The following is a 19,757-nucleotide window of genomic DNA, read 5'->3' on the forward strand; positions in this document are numbered from 1 at the left end:
GCCGCGAATCCCACTCGGTCCATAATAGTAACAATACTGAAATACGGTAGTTTCAATATTAATACTAAAAAAGAACAGTAAATAGATAGTCTCGGATAATCTGGCAAACTTAGACTTTGTATGATGCTAGTCCCCATCGTCTTGACCTTTTTCTTTGAAGGAATACTCCTTTTTTTACCCAATTTTTAAGTTAAATTACTTAGATTTTTGTAATTTTTTTAAATACATATCTAATAAACAATGAATTTTTTAATCTATGGGAAAAAGTATAAAAGGATTGTAGTCGGTATTTAATTATTAATTTGACTGGTGCTGACCTTGATTCTTCCTTGGTAAGATCCTCTAATCATATCCTAGCTATATATCTTAATAGTGGAGAGAAATTAGATGCTGCATTCAGATTCTTACACGATGGGCTCTTGAATAATGAAGCCGTTTTGTTGATAACTGACGAGATAACAAAGGAGGATGCAATTACACGCATGGAAAAGGATTACGCCGGGTTCGATGTCTTAGATCTATTAGAGAGGGGGGTAATTTCCATAAAATCAACTGGTCAATGTCATCTTATAGATGATTATTTTGATGGTAACAGGACTCAGATCAAATGGAAAAAGGATGCGGTAGGATCACTATTAAATAGTTTCTTTATAGAAAATTCATCAAGAAAAGGAAAAGTTAGTGGACTGAGGGCATTTGGCGACACCAAATCTTTCTTTAATAAGGATAAAAGATCAAGCAATGAAAAGACTCCTTTTAGTTTTATTGATAATCTTGTAGAATATGAATGCTCTTTGAAAAAGCGTTTTCCGTTTCCATTGAAAGTTATTTGTGCATATGAGGAAGCAGACATAGTTCAGCTTAGCAATCTGGAATTTAAATCACTCTTAAAACATCATGGAGTATTTCATAAAGATAGTATCAAGGAACTCGCTTACCCTTTACAAAATGCGCATATCATGTTATTATATAATAATCAACAGGACTTGAATGATGCCTACATCACATATATCAATGAAGGTTTGGCTCAAGGTCAGCTATGTGTTTTTGCCTCTGTTCTTCTACAAAACAATGATTTCTTAAAAGATATTTCCTCGAGAATAATAAATTTTGAAGAAAATGTACAGAATGAGAATCTGATGCTGGTCGATATGGCCAAATACTACATTCAAGCGATGATGGATAACCTACAGGAGTTTGACAATCTTAAGAATAAGTTGATGGATAAAGTTAGAAACGATATAAAGAGAAATGATAAACATGTTCGACTTATCGATGATTGCAGTGAGTTTCTCTTCAAAAACAAACACTTTGAAGAATGTATTAACTTAGAAAATTGGATACACCAAAAACGATTTGAAGGTTCGGTCCTTTGCCCTTATTCAAAATCTTTGTTTGATCAGTTTCCTTATTGCTATTATCTTTTTAGGGTTTTCCACAGCGATGATATAGTTATTGATTCACGTGGTAATTTTCTCCTTGACTATGTAAGGAATTCTGAGCATCAATCTAAACTTATTTCCTATATGATGAAAAGAATGGATATCTTTAATGTGGGGTTGAATGGAGAGTGAGTACGCCAACACAGGATCCAAAAAAATACCCATTTAATGAAAATAAAGTCGAGCATGACATAAAAATAACCAATTTATACGCTGCAAATAAGAAAAAGATCAGTATCCTTGTCTTTGATACGGATCCTGATATTCAATATCTTTACCAAGAATATATGAAGGTCATATCACCTCATGTTTCATGTACTATTGCAGACGATATTGAGAAAATGATTTTTGGTAATGATAGTTTAAATGTCAACAAATTCAACCCTCCTCAAAAATCTAACTTCGACACTATCATTGTTGATGTTAATGTTGGTGACTATGATATAATTAGAGCTGTCAAGAAAATACTTCAGAATATACCTAAACAAAAAATAGTCTTTACAACAACGGCAGACCTTCATATAATAAAAAATGAAATGATTTGTCAAGGTTTAGTATCTGGTGTAGTTATACTACGAAAGCCATTTAGTTTTTCAGATTTACTCGCAGTTATATCTCCTACTAAGGACAAATTTGCTAAACTGAAATTGACAGACCATGTCTTGGCTTCTTATAACTCTATGCAGGAAGAATTAACGGATGCGGTAGATTTCATTAAGAAAGGCGTTGATTCAGACGAATTAAATCTGCTTTTGATAAGAAATGATATGGACATTGAAAATACTATTTGTACCTTACGATCAAAAGGATTATCAAACGTTGATACTTTGATAGAAGATGAATCTCTTATTATTATTAGGAATTCAAAGTGGTATATTCCAGATGGCAGAGTCGACGTACCTAGAATAATGAATCAGTGGGATGCTTTAGTAAACCGATCAATACAGCAAAAGAAAATAGGCCTAAGGGCATTTTGTATGATGGATTGTTTTTTCGAAAATGGGTTTTCATCAGAGCTTGTAGATTATGAGTGTAATTTGCCTTCACAATTTCAGATACCTATTATTCCGTTATGTGCATATCGACAGATGGATTTAGACTGTTTAACGGAGAAAGATAAAAAGAGATTGATTGAATGTCATAATCATATGATCATTTGCGAATAAAATTTACCATTAATTTTAAAGTGTTACAATATTACTATGGATGAAAACATTTACTGTATCAAAGGATACTGTCTTGTTTTTCATAATTATATCTGCTTTGTCGCCTAACTCAACATATTTAGCTGGAATGAACAGATTGATTATTTGTGATAGACTGGCCCTCTTACAATCGCTCATTAGTTCAACGCGGTGAGATCCTCTTCTCGTATGATTTCCTTGATGGTTGGGGTTCAGAGATAGAGAATATGAATATAAACAAAAAGGGTAAACCATTTGTATTTCCAGATTCTTTCATCTTGGCCATTGGTTACATTCGCTATTTATTTCACCTACCATACAGACAAACCCAAGGTATAATTAAGGCCACAGGAAAAAGGTTACCTGCTAATCCACCAAGTTATGGTCACATCTGTAAACGAATCAACAAGCTAAACATCGATATTAAAAGAGACAAGATGGATGACGATGATGACCTAATAATATCAATAGACAGTACAGGTATCAAGATTACTACCAGAGGTCAGTGGATGGATGAGAAATGGAATACACAAAATAGAAAAGGATATCTCAAGATCCACGTTGCTGTAGACATAAAGACCAGGAAAATCATTGCTTTGGAAGTGACAGATGAGAAGGTACATGATGGGAAAATGCTAAAGAAACTAGTCAATCATGTTTTGGATTCGAGAGAACCAAACACTGTAAAGATAAAATCGGTACTAGCTGATGGAGCCTATGATTCAAATCCAAACTTTGTGTATCTTGAGGACAAAAAGATCAATCCAGGTATAAAGGTAAGAAGGAACTCTATTGTTTCTCCTAAAAACAATAGGTTAAGGAACAACGAAGTAAAGTTACAAGCAAAGGATCTGTTGAAATGGAAGACAAAAAGAAAATACGGACAGAGATGGATATCTGAAACTGTGTTCTCAGCTATAAAGAGAATGTTTGGTGAATACACATCAGCAAACAGGTTTCAAAACATGGTAAAGGAGATCATGATAAAAGTATCATTGTATAACATTTTTAGAAGAATATAACATGATGATCATGATGATAACCGGAGAATAAGGAATTATGCAACAAAGCAATTATATCGGTAAATTCCTCCAAAGTACGTGGTTTACGGTCTAACTAAGAAATTATTTGCAGTTCGGTCTACCTAGGAAATATTTTTTGACTCAATCCTTTTACCATGGATTATTCTATTATGTAACTAAAGTACTGTTCTTTAGGTTTTAAATTGATAATAGACTTTTACTATCTGGCTATACCTTGGTATATGTAAAAATATTCCTATAGGAGAAATTAAAATACAAGAAACTAGTCTTGGGAATATTTAGTTAAGAGTGAACGTTTCTGTAATTGTCCTAAGTACGGAACGCCAGAAATATTAGATATTCAATCAAATGATCTGAAGTAAGATACATGTAGGCAGGATATTTGGAAATTCCTAAATACAATATAAGAAAAAAGCGATTTTGAAACGGGTAAAACAATAACCTACAGGGATGAGTTAAACCGCATGTTGGACTTACAAAAGTAATAAGGATTCAAAATCATAATGATGATTATGAGGATGGTTTATCTTGCAAGGTGCAGACGTTAACAATAAGACAATTAAGGGTCTATAAGAAAGGGAAACAGAGGATTCATAATGCTTGTTGGACAGAATGGGGGAAGGTTTATAGACCACCCACCCATCTTTTTGGATTTGCTTATTGATATGGAAAACGTAGACGATTTAAATCCCATAATTCAATACAGATTTCAATAGGTTGAGAACCCATAATAGATGCGTAATCTATCCTGTCATTAATATACTTAAAGCACAACAAATCTTACCGGAGTTCTGTTTGGACCCTTTGTGTAACCCCTTTCATCTGCTCCTTAGCCTCTTTGTACCCATCTTGTATTAACTGTCTTATTGTGGTTTCGGAAAAATCAAATGTCTTGTTTGAAACAGTATGGCTATCGTTTTTTCTCTCTAGACGAACGACGAAATCAACATCTACCCTACCCTTCAGTAAATCCTCGTATTTTAGTTTTTTTCCAGTTGCAAGATAAACGCCCTTAGTTTTCTCTGCAAAGAGAAGCTTTAGTTCCTCATCGCTTACTCCTTTTTTTTCTGCTAATTTGATTAGAGATTCTGCGAACGCCGCAAAATCAGAGAGGAGAATTGCGATATTTTCATCAAACAATGTTCTGTCGTGATAGATAATGTCATTCTTTCTGTCAACAACCCCATCATAGTCGGTGGGAAGATATTCTTGTTTTGCTGGATGAAGATTTATTATACCATATCTAAGCGTGGGAATTCCATATTCTAATTTCTTCACCTTGTACCAATATTCCCTATGAGAAACTATCGTCTGCCTTAATGGTGTATTAGCTAAAAGCCCACCATCCCAAAAAGAGTGCAAGCTAATATTATTGTTTTTTAAGGCGGATTTTCCGTCGTTTTCAGGATCTATAATGTCGTCACGTCCCTCGAATATCAACGGACGAGTTTCAACGCTGATCTTAGTGTAATCATAATTTACAGGCACTGAACAGCTAGCCAGTACAAAGTCTGATGTAATGCCGTCATTATATCTTATGATATGTTCAAACCCTTCATTTTCTGGATTCTTTTCCGAACCTCCATATTTCAGTCTACCGTATCTACCATATTCGGATTTTCTTGTTCCATCTTCCTTTTCATAACTATCAAAGATTACCGGAGATCCCTCTTGAACATCCACAGCAACCAGCAAGAGCCTTGGTTCTCCATTCTCAAGGCTCGTGGAAATAGGAAATTTGGCAAACTTTTCGAGGCTCTCTCTTAACGGCTTATTATCATAGGTATACCATGTATTTGAAGGGTCAAAAAATCGATTGTCATGTATAGGCTTGTTGGGAACAAACACTTTAGGAACACCATTAAAAATAAATTGCTTTGTGCTAAAATATCTTCTAGCGGACTCACCTGATGCGACTCGACTATTCACCTTATGCCAAGAATCCCAATAGTCTACAAAATTTGGAATATTATCTACCCAGGATCGCGTAGAAAGATACTCCCAAAATTCAACTAACCTTTCACCAGATCCTTCCCATGTTTTATTTTCCTTTACATAGCTTACCAAAATCGCAGCGTTTATCGAACCTATCGAAGTTCCAGATACGATATGAAAATGTGGTTCGTTTTCCCTACCTTCAATTTTAAATAATTTTGACAGAGACTCCTTGATGGCAGTATAAACTCCAGCTTCGTATGCTCCAAGTGAACCTCCCCCCTGAAATATCAGTGCTCTATTGACATTGGACTTCACAGATCGTGATGTGGGCTAGTCTGTTATAATGATTATCCCCCATGCATGATTCCAGTATCAACCCTAATATTGAAATCAGTAACTTGGATCAACTTTATGAATTGCAATCTGAATAACCCATAACTATATCTTGTGAAAAATTATATGATATCCTTGTTGAATATGGATATTGAAGCTCGGCAAAAAGCTAAGCCCAACCCATGGAAGGCTGAGAATACCATCATAATTTTAAGTGGAATATCATTGGAGGATGGATGGACAAATTATTATTTTGGGGTGATATGATTTTAGTATGAGGGACTATAGACTAAGATGAAAATGAGATTAGTAAAGATTAATGGGATATCCCTAGTTAATTAGACGTAACATTCCATGAGCTTAAATGAAATTGGCCTGAAGTGTATTTCTTTTATCAGCACTATGCCATGACGAAATTATTGCAATATATAATAACCAAAGTTTAGATACATTCATAATTCAAATCTCTATCTTTATGATTTGAACAAAAAAGCAAACTTGAAATTTGAAGGTTGTTTCTTGTTGATTCAACCTGATTGCGATTAGATTTAGTGACTTCTAAATATAGGTAATGGGTAAGGGTCTACAGGCTGGAGATACAATTTCTCTATAATAATCCTTGTTTATCTCACCTTACTGTTATACTTCCGGTCATCCAAGGATGCAGTATGCAGAGATAGTTGTAAGTTCCAGGTTTCTCAAATGTTACTGTAAATGTGTTTCCTGCACCTGGAAATTGTTGCTCCATGCCTTTTGGAAGGAACCACCCTGAATTGACATATTTTTCGGTACCGTCCATGGTATAGTTTGCATTGGGGTTCATGAATTCAACATTCCCGGAGGAGTCAATTGCAACTGGGTTGAATGTTCTTGCATTTACGGCAATCACTGTATTGGTTCCATTTTGACCTGGTATTATTATTGGCTCGTTATTGGAGTTTGGGGGTAGAGCTGCAAATGTTGTGACATTTGAAACGGCTAAGGGGGAAACTACTCCTGCCATTGTGCTGTTATCCATTACAAATGTTACTGTATGCGGTTCGCCTACATCTGTGGGATTATACCAATTCACGGTTTGACCTACATTCACTTCGACCTTTTCAGGTATAAACATGGTATATGGGGCACTATAGTTGCCTCCACCAGCTGCAATCTCAATTATGTTCTTTTCTTGTTGTTGTTGTTGCTGTGAGGTTGCAAACACATAGACATCGTTGCCCCATGATTCAGTTCCATATAAAAGCGATAGAGATGAAATGAGTACCATTGAAGTCATGATCCCAAATCCTACTGTAAAGATAGGTAAAGATGATTTATTGGTCATAGTAATATTTTTGATGCTATTGTATCGCTTATTTAATTTTTATTTTTTCAGACCTTTTTGTTGGAGAATGGTAAATCCAATGTTATGATTGATGATATAAGCCTGATTCCATTACTCTGGTTAAAAGTCGTAATTTCATTCTAACAAGGTCTAAAGATAATTCAATTCCAGATCTGCTTTACCCGATATCTTGTCATGCTTACTATTGAAAAAGTACTCTTAAAATTTTTGTAGACCTGATAAGTAAGGAACTACGATTGGTAAGGAAATATGATACCAATGTACAGCTGAAATTATCAATTGATCTCACACTCACGACTAAAAATTTTCTAATACCGAATTAACTAGCAGAGTTAGGAGGATTAAATTTAACCGTGAGGTTTATTTCATGTACTAAACTCGTTCCCTTTTAACGTTAATTTCAAATTCCAAGTTCGTAAGTAATAAAACTAAAAAATGATTACAGAATTTTTTTAGTTCTAGCTAGATGTACTATCAATCAATTTAATAACGTTTGATCTAGCAAGGGACAAGGAATAATTTGATGTCCGACTATGCTATTTAATTTCAAGTATAAGGTTTAGAAATCCAAAAAATAGATCTAATGAAGGTCTTACAAAGACCAACACCAGATCAAATTAGAGTTTGCCTAAAAAATCAGAATCAAGGATAATCTGAGAGGTACTTAATACTGATCAAGTCATGAATTGGCTTATCGGGTGTCAAATCGGGTGGAAATATCTTGCCACAAAATATACCAAAGATATGATCTCTGAAAATGAAAATGCATCCGTTGTTGAGGTATGGATATTTACCCAACATTTGGATTGTTTGACATTATTGCTTTGGCTTGGTTTGCTCTGATTCTGCTCCCATTTTGATTGCGGTTCGCCTCATCATTATACAGAGGACTATGGTAACAAATGAAAGGATTGCACCGGTCAAGAATACCAAGTTAAAGGCCATTGCACTAGGCGTTGGATCAGTTGTACCTGGGAGATCCGAAGCAGGGACAATAAAAAGGGATAAGAATACGCCTGAGATCACAGGGCCAATTGCTCCACCTATAATTCTCATGGTTGCGTTTGTTGCAGAAACCATTCCTGTTGACTCCTTTGGTGTAAAACTTAGCATTATGTTTGGTACGAGTGTGATAAAGATTCCTCCCAATGCGAAGCCTAGAAGAACAATTGCTGTTTGCAAGGGTGTATCGTGAAAAGCGAGTAGAGCAAACATTCCGATCGTAAGGATTATGGCTCCTGGTACGATAAATCTAAGATTACCACGTTTGACTGCCATAAAACCCACTATAGGGCCAAGAACTACGAATAACAAAGCCTGTGGCAATTGTAGCAATCCAACACTAGCTGTACTCATTCCTAATCCATACGGTTCGGGTGTTTGACCTAAAGTAGGAATTGTAGTGAAAATCAAGTACTGAATAATTCCCAGCATTAGAAAAGTCATATTGGCGATCAAGACGATCTTACCAAACGCTAACTTTAGGTTAACAAGGGGGATCTTACTTCTCTTTTCAATTATCAAGAATGCTGCAAGTGAAGCTACAGCTAATACCAAAAATGTCCAGAACTTTGTAGCTCCCTCTGCCCCCATCCCTAAGAATGTAAAAGTCAGCATGAAGGATGAAATAGTTAGAACAAGGGTAATCAGTCCTGGTATGTCTACTAGTTCTGTAAATTTTTGTTTCTTGACTTTGCCATTTGAAGCTCCATTTGCATTATTACTAACTGTAGGAGTTCCAATATTGGGGATAAATTTCCAAAGTAGGAACAATAAGATTAGGGAGAACGGAATAGCAGAAAGAAATACTCCTTCCCAACCTCCAATAGCAACAACTACAGCTCCTAATACCAGCCCAACTGCACTACCGCCTTGATACATAGATAAGATTACGCCCTGAGCCATGGGTATTTTCTTTACTCCAAAAACTTCTCTTGCGATTCTTATACTGACTGGTACAAGCGCTACAGCTATCCCTTGTAATATTCTAAGCGCAATGAGGGAATAGAACTCTTGAGCTAGAGGAGCAAGCATTACCCCAACCGTATAACATATAAAAACTATAAGTAGCATTTTTTTGGCACCATAGAGGTCGGCCAGCCTTCCAATTACAATAGTTACGGCAGCTCCTGAAACAAGATAGGCAGTAAGTGTCCAAGTGACTAAACTATAATCTACATTAAATTCTGTAGCCATCGAGGGTAAGGCAGGGGTTAAAGATGTATGAACATACAATACTAAAACTATGCTAAATCCCATTGTCCATAAAATCAAGTTTGGATGTTTATATTTGGTGTTACCACTGTCAACATCCTTGGTATCGCCTACTTTGGCCATTAATAAAATTTACATGCTTGGTCGTGTATATAAATATTGGTTCAGGGATTCAGATGGTAATTAAAAGAAATCCAAGTCTTTTCGAATCATCCATATCCAAAAAGTATCTTAATTGAAAGGACCTTTGTAATGTGAGATACTCTGACTTAAGTGTCTTTCATCTCTTAAATTGCAGAGAAGTATTTGAAAAATTATCTATTATTATCGGTATACTCCCACTTTATTTGCCAATAATTATCCAAATTCTAGTAACGTTAGCTAGCACTTTGCAAATCAAGGACAAGAGTCCTGGATACCTCAAGGTAATATGATCTTAAAGGGGTATTTAACATGGTATGCTTATTTGGATCAACCCGTTTTAATCTAGATCCAAGTATTTTGAAAGTATATATGCAGAACAAGACTTCTTTGATACCAAATCAATATTAGTTTCAAAAGCTAGGAATTTCCGTCTGTTGTTGCATCCACATTTAACTTTGATTTTCTTAAATATCTACTCAACAGTATTGGATTTACAAGTAGATTAACTAGGATTAGGGAAAACACCAAAGTAACAAAAAGAGCCTTGTATTCATAGTCAGTTGGGAGAGAAAGCACTAAAGCCACACATATTCCGCCTCTCAATCCCCCATATATGAGAACTTTTTGCCATTTAGTAGGTATTCTAACGTGTGCTATACGCAATAATGCGTCTCCTCCAAGAACCAGGACTACTCTTGCCAGTATTACTATACCAATTGGGGCAAGGGTGATAAGAATCCATGACCAGATATCAGTTAGGTGTAAATAATAAATCGCCATGGATACTCCCATTAGATAGAATAAAAGTGCATTTAGCATAAAAGCCAGGTAATCCCAATACAAGTGAAATGATTGCATCATTTCTGAAAGTAGATCCTTATGTGTTTTTATCAAAACCAAAGCAAGAAAAACTATTGTTACTACACCTGAGACGTGCAAAAAGTGATCCGCTATTACATATCCTCCAATGACCATTGCTATTGACAATGTAAAACTTACAAATTCAGTTCCTTTCCAACGATTCAGCACTTTACCACCTGCATACCCTATAGCGCTCCCAAGGATAACAGAACCAACCATGGACCAAACGAAAGAAATGGATGTATTTACAAATGAGAAAGCAAGACTTGAAAATACGATACCAGATATGACACTAAAAGAAATCAAGGAGGTGGCATCATTCAAAAGTGATTCCCACTCTATAAGTACATTAAGTCTGTAAGGAATGGGAAACTTCTTAAAGATTGTTGACACAGCTACAGGATCGGTGGATGCAACTATGGCTCCAAAGAGTAATGCATGGATAAGCGGAATACCAAAAATTACACTAATACCTATTCCTATCAGGAACAATGTAATGATCACCCCAGCTACAGCATAAAATCCAATTGGGATTATTTCTTTTCTAAGATCCTGCAATTTCAAACTTCTGGCAGATTCAAAAACCAAAAGTGGAATGAAAATTAACAAAATGATTTCCGGTAGGCTGTGTTCAACAAAACTATAAATCTCTTGCGTCTCAGCAAGATCTTGTGGTGCTGCAATTATGATCAGCCCAGCTATCATCATGATGGTTACCCATGGAATAATAAAATTCCGAGTATAATAATAAACAACGCTAGCTATTAGCAAATAACCAGATACTATGAGAAGATAATTAATGAAAACATCAACCATTAAGATCCAGTATAATAACTTAGTGTTAATATGTATTTTATAATGCTTACACCACATGAATAATTTTTTATTTACTGTTACATGACTCTGAAAATTTGCTTGACAACAGCAAGATAGACTCCGTATACAAAAACTCTGGAAGCAACCCTTTTTAGTATGAATGTACCTCACAAAGGTATCTTGATTTTTTTTTGGTCATATTGGTCTGCTATCTAGTGTTAAAAACTAATTTGTAGGAATTGACTGTGCACCAGAGGTTATGTAAAATTTAAACTCATCCAAGTTTGATCTTATAGGGGTCTTGAATCCTATTTTAAATCACTGGGCTTTTAATTTGCCTCATATCAGTGATTATTCCATGGAGGGTTTGGGGAAAATATCAAGAAAAACTCTTTTTTATAGCCTTAGTAGAGTGAATATATACGGAGACTTATCTGCTCCTTTGAATTGACCATATCATTTGTCATTTTGATTCTCTTTTATTATGTCAAATCTTAAGAGATGAAGTGAATATGTACTCACCAACATATAGTGAGATTGTAATCCTCAGACTGCGGGGTATGGAAATTAAGAATAATAATATCTCTCAATTGTTTCTTGTATCAAATTGATATGTTCTCCTGCCAGAAAATCTTGAAGCAATTAGGAGTTTTCATGTATCATAAGTCTAAACAAGAACTAATTCTCAAGTTGGAGAGTTCATAATTTAGCTGGTCTAAATTCTTGTTCCATAGTCATATTCATTTGGGCTATCTATTCGAGTCTGGGTACAAGTATCTAGGGTGGTGATGTGAACATAGGATCTTACCCTTAGATTAGACAAATTAAACCATGACGATCTAATATTAACCATAATGTGTAACTTTCCTCAGTCATGAAGGAGGTGACCTGATTGTATCATGTCTGACCTTTACTCCCATCAATATATATGAAGCCGTTATTGGGATTATAAGTAAAAACGCGACAACAAGTAATGGATCATTTAGTTGTCCCGCAATCAACTGTGTTACAATGAATCTTACTAATATTACCGTAACTGGAACAATTAGGGAAAAATATGCAAGCAGATAAAGGCGCTTTGTAAAAAGGGAAAGCTTGTGCTCTTGCCCTATGTATAAACCAAATATCACAAAAGCCAATCCTGTCATAAATACAATTATGGTAATGTAAAGTGCAAAGGTACTCCCACGTCTTGACTGTTCTAAAAGCTCTATAATTCTATCGAGCTGCGCTGCAGTTTGATTAGCTGTTTTATCTGATGCACTAGGATTTTCAGACGATTGGGCAAGAATTACTGGAGTTAAAAAGAAAGTTGGAGCTAGTACCAATAATATTAGCGGAAGGAAATAAATAGATAATATTAGCAGCCTTTGTACCACAAAAGGATTTGTAACTAGTCTTTATTAAGTGGTATCTAGTGAGGAGCAAGATATTTTTGGATATTCAATTCCTTATTGCCAAAAGCAAGATACTTCCATGATCATAACAAAAAATGATATTGCGTTACATATCAATAGATAAAAAGTACAAACTCCACTTTGGCTTAGAGGTTCACAATTAAATCAGCTTTATGTCTATTGTACAACCATGTTTTGACAATGCTTAGATATGTTGAATAATTATGTATTTTTTACAAAGAAAAAGATTATTTAGGAGGTTCAGGCACCACTGCCTCCACTAGACCCATCTTCATTGCGGGTGTAAGTGCATCAAATACTGTCCATACTTCTTTGATTTTATTACCATCAAAATGAAAAATCTCCATACCATAGGTATCAAACTTCTCATGACTGGCTGGGATTCCCATGAATTCTCCTTCCTGTGTTGCTGCTACAATCCATCTAATAACGACCTTGTTTTCTTCTGCAAATGAATCTTGGATCTTGAATTTTATATCGGGCCATGTTTCTCTTGTTTCCTTAATAGATTGTTTAAAATCGATAATCCCAGTAACATATTCTCCACCATGCCAAATTATGTCTTCAGTAAATAATTCATCAATTTCGTTCAATTCTCCTTTATTGCAGACATTTTCTATAAATCTCGTGACAGCATTCAAATTGTCGGTTTCAGACATATCGTTGTTTTAATACATGTTGCATTTAAGGTTTCTGTTTAGCAGTACATTGAGTAATTATTCAGAAACAAATGTAGAAAATACTTCTACCTAAACCTGACGACGATGTAAAGCTAAAAGATAAAAAAATCTTTTACACTCATTTGCTCTATTTTTTGAATGCTTTTTACTCTGCCCTCTTTGATAAATAATTTTACAAGCGCTAAAGTAAGCTTGTATTCTCGTTGCACAAATTAGCTAGATTTGAACCTCATTTTACCTTACCAAAATACTTGCTGACATAATCTAACCTGGTTTAGTAAAAGTTTGTTTTAACCGGTCAAATTCGCTGATTGCATCGTCATAACCACGCTGTAGCAACAAATCTATCGTCTTTTTTGAAAAATCGAATATCTTATTTGAAATGGTGTGTTCATCATTTTTGCGGTTTACTCGAATAAGCTCATCTATTTGAAATCTTCCTGCAAGAAGATCTGAATATTTCTTAAGTCTTGGAAAAAAACTAGGATTTGCTGTCTTTTCATCTAAAAGCTGATCGATAATCTCTTTCTTTACTCCGTTCTCTGTTGATACTTTGATTAATCTCCTAACTAAATTTACGTAATCTGATATTATTAATAATGTTTGTTCTTCTTGGGAGCTCCGATCAGAAAATGTAATATCATTATTTCTGTTGATGGCTGCATCCCTATCCTGTGGAATTTCATCTTGTCTTGTTGGGTGTAGATTAACAATACAAACACCCAATCTTGGTACATTTTCTTTCAGTCCTCTGGTTTTGTACCAGTACCATCTATGTTTTAATACTAATTGCATTAATGGCGTATTTGTCATAAGGCCTCCATCCCAGAAATATCGAATATCTTTTCTGGGTTTATTTTGAGGTGAAGAAGATGTCAATCCAGTGTGATTATCTTCTACGAGGATTTTGCAATAATCAAAATTTACAGGAAATGACCCACTAGCAATGACATGATCAGCAGTAATTCCATCATCATATCTTATTGTATACTTAAAAACTGGTTCTTTTTCATCTCTCATTAAAAATTCCCCATATTCAGATTTTCTTGAACCGTCCTCAGTCGCATGACTATCAAACGTTACCGGAATTCCTTCAGCAACATCAACCGCAACAAGTAGTAGCCTAGGTTGATCGGCCTCTTCCGATGTAGCTATGGGAAATTTCACAAATCGCTCCAGGCTCTTTTTTAATGGTTCGTTACTATATCTATACCACACGTTATCTGAATCAAAGAACTTATGATCATAGGTAGGGGTATGAAGATAAAAAGCATTGGGTACTCCATAAAGGGCAAATTCCTTTGCTGAGTAATATCTCCGGGCAGCTTCGGAAGTAGCAGTATTCTTATTGAACTTGTGGAAATAATCCCACCACATTTCAAAGAACGGATTTTTATCTACTTTTGATTCTTTAGAAAGATAATGCCAAAATTCTATGAGCCGTTCTGCTGACCCCTCATAGGTTTGATTTTCTATAACATAACTTACCAATACTGCAGAATTTATCGCACCAATTGATGTCCCTGCAACAATATCAAATGTGGATTTTTTCTCATTCCCGTGATCTCTATCCCACTTGGACAAGAATTCATAAATGCCTCTGTATGCCCCAGCTTCATAAGCACCCAACGAACCCCCACCCTGAAGTACCAATGCTCTCTCTTTTGTTGGAATAGTATTGATTTTATTACTCATATGATCTATCTTGAATATGATATCCTTTGGATTAAACTTTTAGACATTAAAGTAACCTTCAAATCCTCATAACTGACCGATTTCAATATGAAACCTCATTTAATTTCTACATTATGGTGACAGGGGAAGCCTAATGTAAAAAATTGTAGGGTTTGCACATGACCGCATGGGGATATTCAAACAACAAGGGAGCACGTTTGTTTTGAACATAATATGAATATCTACAAATCTATAAATTGATGACTGTACTATTTATGGTAACTAAATATCTTGGCGAGTTTCCAAACCAACAATGGTTGGCAGGATATGAAACTTAAAATCATTTATTATCACAAATTGCAAAGCGATGATAAATTTAATACGAGCGTACCTAAGGAATTGGTGCATATCAAAATACTCAAGAATTAATTTAAAGCGGTTATTTTGACATAATAATTTTTTTTTACCAAAGTCTATTCGTGGTCTGAGTGAAGAAAAAAAGATGTAATGCTACTATCGGTTTAAAAAAGATAATTATATCATTTAAAATTAAATGTCGTAAAGGTGACATTATTGGCCATTTCGCTTATCTTTTTAGGCAAATTTTTCATATCCAGTTGATCAATTTTTCCTTTTGCAACTATCAGGTAATTAAACTGAAGGTCGTTTGATGGTTGCCAATACAAAAGCTGATTATCTTTATCCCATTTTATCTCATTACTAGAGGTGGCCCAGACTGTGAACTCTGGGGTATAATGAGTATCAAACGGTATAAAAATGACAGTTGGCTTTTCGGAAACAACTTTCCCTTTTAGAACAATGGCTGCATATTTTGAATCAACGTCAAAAAATAAAGCGTATGGCTTTGCCGAACTCCTCATTGGGTATGGACGTGCCACTACGTCCATATTCCGTGGTCTTCTTTCTGGTCCAAGGAGTGAGTAATTTTCTAGGTTCCAATTATCTTTTAACTCTTCGGTATTATACAGATCATAATTCCAAATTGTTGAATTTAGCAAGAGCGCGTCTATTTGATCATATTGTAGATTCAGATACTCTCTGACTTGTTCTCCTTCTTGAAACGCTCCAAATTCTGTTAGAAAAGGAATAAATCCTCTTTCGATAGCAGCATTGTGTAGCTGTCTAAACATTTCAGGAAATTGTTTCTTGTACGTGTATATACTTTCAGGAATCGGTACAAAAGAGCTAGCAACTGCCATCGGATCATAAAAATGAAACGACAAGACACCGTTAGAATCAAAATTAGAAATCGATGATGGATCTTTGGGAAGATATGTAAGCAATTTCATTTCTACTGTCTTCTTATCAGCCATCACCTTTTTTATAAAATTCATGTTAAATGATTGTTTAATCTCAAGTGGTGCTGCCCCATAGGCCATAGGCGATCCTTCCGCAGGGAAAGTCCAGTCTACCCGAGGTTCAATAAATATAAAGAGATTCTGGTCAACTTTTCCGATGTTAGAATTTACATCTCGATAAAAGTCCATAAGATACTTTTGCTCAAATTCTTCTTTTGGTATCAGCCCTGGATGGGGTTCATTAAAAGGCTCGACTCCTAATATAGCGGGGTGGGTATTTCCGTTGTTTAACCACTGTAAATGCTTGACAGTTAGTTCAATTGTCTTTTCTAGGTGCGTACGTACTGGGTAATGTACTAAACCTTCATCTTTGTTTGTCAAGTCATTTTCCCAAAAGGATTTGAAAGTATGTTTTAGGGATTTATTTGTCATGTACTTTATTTGCCATTTCTTGTCAGGGGGTGGTGGGATCTGAGTCAGCGCTGGTTTGGGATGTTCTTCATCTACCGCTATTGTCCAGTCAGGAAACCCATCTCCTCCATATATCTCGTTTGCAACGTCTTGATGAAAATCAAGGATAACGTAGATATTTCTTTTATAAAGCTCTTTTATTATTCTATTTAAGAATGACAGATATTCTTTACCTTCTTCGGAGAGGTCATTTAGGTCTGAATTTGGCTTGGACTCTAATGCTTTCCACGATACAAGAAGACGTGCTACATTAAAACCACTAGTCTTTAGAAGGTCCAGTCCAGGCTTGACCGAATGAATTTCATCATCTAAATCTAGCTTTGATAATTCCTTTACCTCAAGCGGCGAAATGGGAAGGTATGGTGGCAGTTTACTCCGGCCTCCAAAATTTACTCCCCGAAATATGGTGTACCTTCCATGCTCATCTCTAAACCATGAGCCATCTTTCCAAAATCCCTTAACGTCCTTTGGTAAAGGCATGACACTCTCATTGTCGCTAGCCTCTTTTGTAACTAAATTGTCAGAATTAGTCTGAGACTTAGCTGCCTGCTTTCTAGATCTAATTCCAGCCAAAATTACTTGTATGCCACTTACTGCCAGTGCTATTGCCGTCATTATGAGAAGAAGTGCTAACCCAAATTTTTCAGAAACTATTACCAAAATAGATAGGGAAGTTATTAATATTCCCAAAAGCATGGCTTCATAATCATAACCCTCTTCTTTTTTCTTCTTTAGACTTTTTACTATCCTTATAGCCCCATTGGCAAGTAAGCCAAACCCAAGAAATAATATTAGGTATTTAGTCGCGAATTCTGGAAAGAAAAAACCTGAGCCAATGTAGATGATAAGCCCAAGACCAATGCCAATATTGATTAACCGAGATCTTTTCTTGACACCCTTGGAGGTCAAACCGCTTATCAGCCTTTCTGCCCCGAGCATCATAAGACCTATCCCAGCCAAGAATAGCCAGATATATGCGCCCGCCGCAGTGTGGGTTCCATAAAACACAACTACTCCTGAAAGGATCAAACAAATGGTCCCTACAATAATCTGGAAAATCCAAAAGAATGAATGTCTTAAAGCGGGTGTCGGTCGGTGCATTTAGAAGGGGAGTACAATGTATCATAAATAGTTTTAGAACAATCATGGATTCTGATCAAAGTAGCGAGATAAATCTCAGGTGTATTATTTTTCATATTCTTAAAAGAAACAGACTGGCTTCAGAACATAGAGTTTGGGTCGAATTTGTAGATGATACGTTATATTTAGTAACACATCAAAGGCCGTATCTCCATCTTATAAGCTAGGTCACATATCAAATGTGAAAATTTACAGTGTTACAAATCCAAGAAGAAGATTAAAAAGGAAACATAATTTCAATTCAGATTTGAAAAGATTACTCACAATCAAATCTAATAGCTAGCCCACTAAATCTTGATGACCGAATCTGTGATATTTCATATCCCTCATTGACAATTTCAAATCTCAGTGAATTACTAATTCCTTTTGGTTATAGCCACTAAAGTATCATGAAGATCTCTCTGAATACATGGTTGGAACATCCAATTAATTGGATCGAAATCTTGTGATCTTCCGATAATTTAACATATCGAATACATCATTTTCGTAAAAAAATTATATTCGTCCAACTAATATGATATTAATTTTTGACCGTTCTAGCTTAATTCTTTAATAATTTCCTTTTTGATACATTGACCTATTGAAAATGATTATTCTAAAGTAAATGTCTTGTTGTGCAAGAAAAAGTAATTGAAATATCTTACATATACTTAATACCTGATTTCTAGACTGATAAAAAAGAGGGTGGACGTTAAGATAATCCAAACATTAAGGGATCTTATCAAATTTGATACCTAATATGCTTTTGTCCAATAGAACTACAACCTAGTCTTTGATTAGTGGATTGTTTTTCAATTCTACTGGAAATTTTGACTAATTTGTGATTCACAATTTTTGATGTATACTAATCTTTATTATTTATAAAACTTTATATTTCCAGCAACCTATTACTACCAAGTAGTATTATGAAGTATTTGAATACATATGCAATAAATGCATTTCATATCCAACAATGCTGGGTTCTAATGTCTGGCATTCCAAAGTTTAGTTCCAACCTTTCTCAAATGGGGGTTTCCATTTGAATATTGATAAATCACCTGGCTGGATACGTATGGCCCAGATCGGTCTGGGAGCAGTTATCTTAATCCTGTCTATACTGGTCTTGCTCAATCCAATTATGGGAGGTATCTCAGTAATCTTCATCTTAGCACTTTTATTGTTCTTTGCCGGAATCGAAAAAGTCGTTTCTGGTATCATTGGAAGGGGAAGGGCTCGCTTAGCCAGCATAGGGTTAGGGATTATCGTAATCGTCATTTCCCTGTTAGCTATGACATACCCACAAGGAGCAACCGCTATCATAGTAATATTGCTTGGTATTGCACTGCTAGTTGATGGTATATCAAGAATATTTCACGCATTCCAGGGCAGAAAAGAAACTGGAAAGTCAAATATATTTGGCATTGGTGTAGGTGTTCTAGAAATAATCTTTGCAATTGCAGTGATTGTTTACCCGAATATTGGGATCGCCCTAGCAGGAATCTTGATAGGTATAGCTCTACTTATAACAAGCATCCAAATAATCGCAGCTGGGCTTACTGGTCATTCCAGAAGGAGAAATACATTGACAAAGTAGCAGGGATATTTTTATACCCCAAAATGTTTTTTCCATTTTTTTAAGACTATTGCCTAGTTTGATCCATTCTATTGGTAGAAGATCGATTTCGCTTTTTCAAAAATACATCTAAATATTACTATTCTTACTTACATTATGATAGTTACTTTTTTCCTTTGATTG

12 protein-coding genes are annotated in these 19,757 nt (G+C 35.3%); 4 read left to right on the top strand and 8 right to left on the bottom strand.

Annotated elements, in window-relative coordinates:
* Positions 1-302 precede the first annotated feature (302 nt).
* The 3 genes from NMY3_RS09030 (at position 303) to NMY3_RS09040 (ending at position 3,648) form a co-directional block, all read left to right on the top strand.
* Positions 303-1,574 carry an MEDS domain-containing protein gene (locus NMY3_RS09030; protein WP_196815563.1) on the top strand — a complete coding sequence of 424 codons (1,272 nt, stop codon included), beginning with the start codon at positions 303-305 and terminating at the stop codon, positions 1,572-1,574.
* Positions 1,571-2,608 carry an MEDS domain-containing protein gene (locus NMY3_RS09035; RefSeq protein WP_196815564.1) on the top strand — a complete coding sequence of 346 codons (1,038 nt, stop codon included), beginning with the start codon at positions 1,571-1,573 and terminating at the stop codon, positions 2,606-2,608. The genes NMY3_RS09030 and NMY3_RS09035 overlap by 4 nt, the downstream gene beginning before the upstream one ends.
* 146 nt (positions 2,609-2,754) lie before the next feature.
* Positions 2,755-3,648, top strand: a complete 894-nt coding sequence (locus NMY3_RS09040; RefSeq protein ID WP_196815565.1) for an IS5-like element ISThar1 family transposase — start codon at positions 2,755-2,757, stop codon at positions 3,646-3,648.
* An 801-nt stretch (positions 3,649-4,449) separates the two neighbouring features.
* Here NMY3_RS09040 and NMY3_RS09045 read toward each other — a convergent pair.
* From NMY3_RS09045 to NMY3_RS09080, 8 genes are all read right to left on the bottom strand, one after another.
* Positions 4,450-5,922: a patatin-like phospholipase family protein gene (locus tag NMY3_RS09045; RefSeq protein ID WP_196815566.1), complete on the bottom strand. Its 1,473-nt coding sequence runs from the start codon at positions 5,920-5,922 to the stop codon at positions 4,450-4,452.
* Between the two features lie 646 nt (positions 5,923-6,568).
* A complete protein-coding gene (locus NMY3_RS09050; protein WP_196815567.1) occupies positions 6,569-7,264 on the bottom strand; it encodes a plastocyanin/azurin family copper-binding protein in 696 nt (231 codons plus the stop codon).
* An 837-nt stretch (positions 7,265-8,101) separates the two neighbouring features.
* Entirely contained in the window at positions 8,102-9,622 is a 1,521-nt protein-coding gene (locus tag NMY3_RS09055; RefSeq protein WP_196815568.1) for an MFS transporter, read from the bottom strand.
* 438 nt (positions 9,623-10,060) lie between these two features.
* Entirely contained in the window at positions 10,061-11,320 is a 1,260-nt protein-coding gene (locus tag NMY3_RS09060) for a cation:proton antiporter (protein ID WP_196815569.1), read from the bottom strand.
* A gap of 872 nt (positions 11,321-12,192) precedes the next feature.
* Positions 12,193-12,699, bottom strand: a complete 507-nt coding sequence (locus NMY3_RS09065; protein WP_196815570.1) for a hypothetical protein — start codon at positions 12,697-12,699, stop codon at positions 12,193-12,195.
* Between the two features lie 266 nt (positions 12,700-12,965).
* Positions 12,966-13,397: an ester cyclase gene (locus NMY3_RS09070; RefSeq protein WP_196815571.1), complete on the bottom strand. Its 432-nt coding sequence runs from the start codon at positions 13,395-13,397 to the stop codon at positions 12,966-12,968.
* A gap of 285 nt (positions 13,398-13,682) precedes the next feature.
* Positions 13,683-15,113, bottom strand: coding sequence for a patatin-like phospholipase family protein (locus tag NMY3_RS09075; RefSeq protein WP_196815572.1), 1,431 nt, complete (start codon positions 15,111-15,113; stop codon positions 13,683-13,685).
* A 518-nt stretch (positions 15,114-15,631) separates the two neighbouring features.
* Positions 15,632-17,890, bottom strand: a complete 2,259-nt coding sequence (locus tag NMY3_RS09080; RefSeq protein WP_196815573.1) for a cellulase family glycosylhydrolase — start codon at positions 17,888-17,890, stop codon at positions 15,632-15,634.
* A 1,183-nt stretch (positions 17,891-19,073) separates the two neighbouring features.
* Between NMY3_RS09080 and NMY3_RS09085 the strand changes: the two genes are divergently transcribed.
* On the top strand, positions 19,074-19,595 hold the full coding sequence (locus NMY3_RS09085; RefSeq protein WP_196815574.1) for a DUF308 domain-containing protein: 522 nt from the start codon (positions 19,074-19,076) through the stop codon (positions 19,593-19,595).
* Positions 19,596-19,757: the final 162 nt, after the last annotated feature.

The organism is Candidatus Nitrosocosmicus oleophilus, assembly GCF_000802205.1.
Classification (GTDB): Archaea; Thermoproteota; Nitrososphaeria; order Nitrososphaerales; family Nitrososphaeraceae; genus Nitrosocosmicus; species Nitrosocosmicus oleophilus.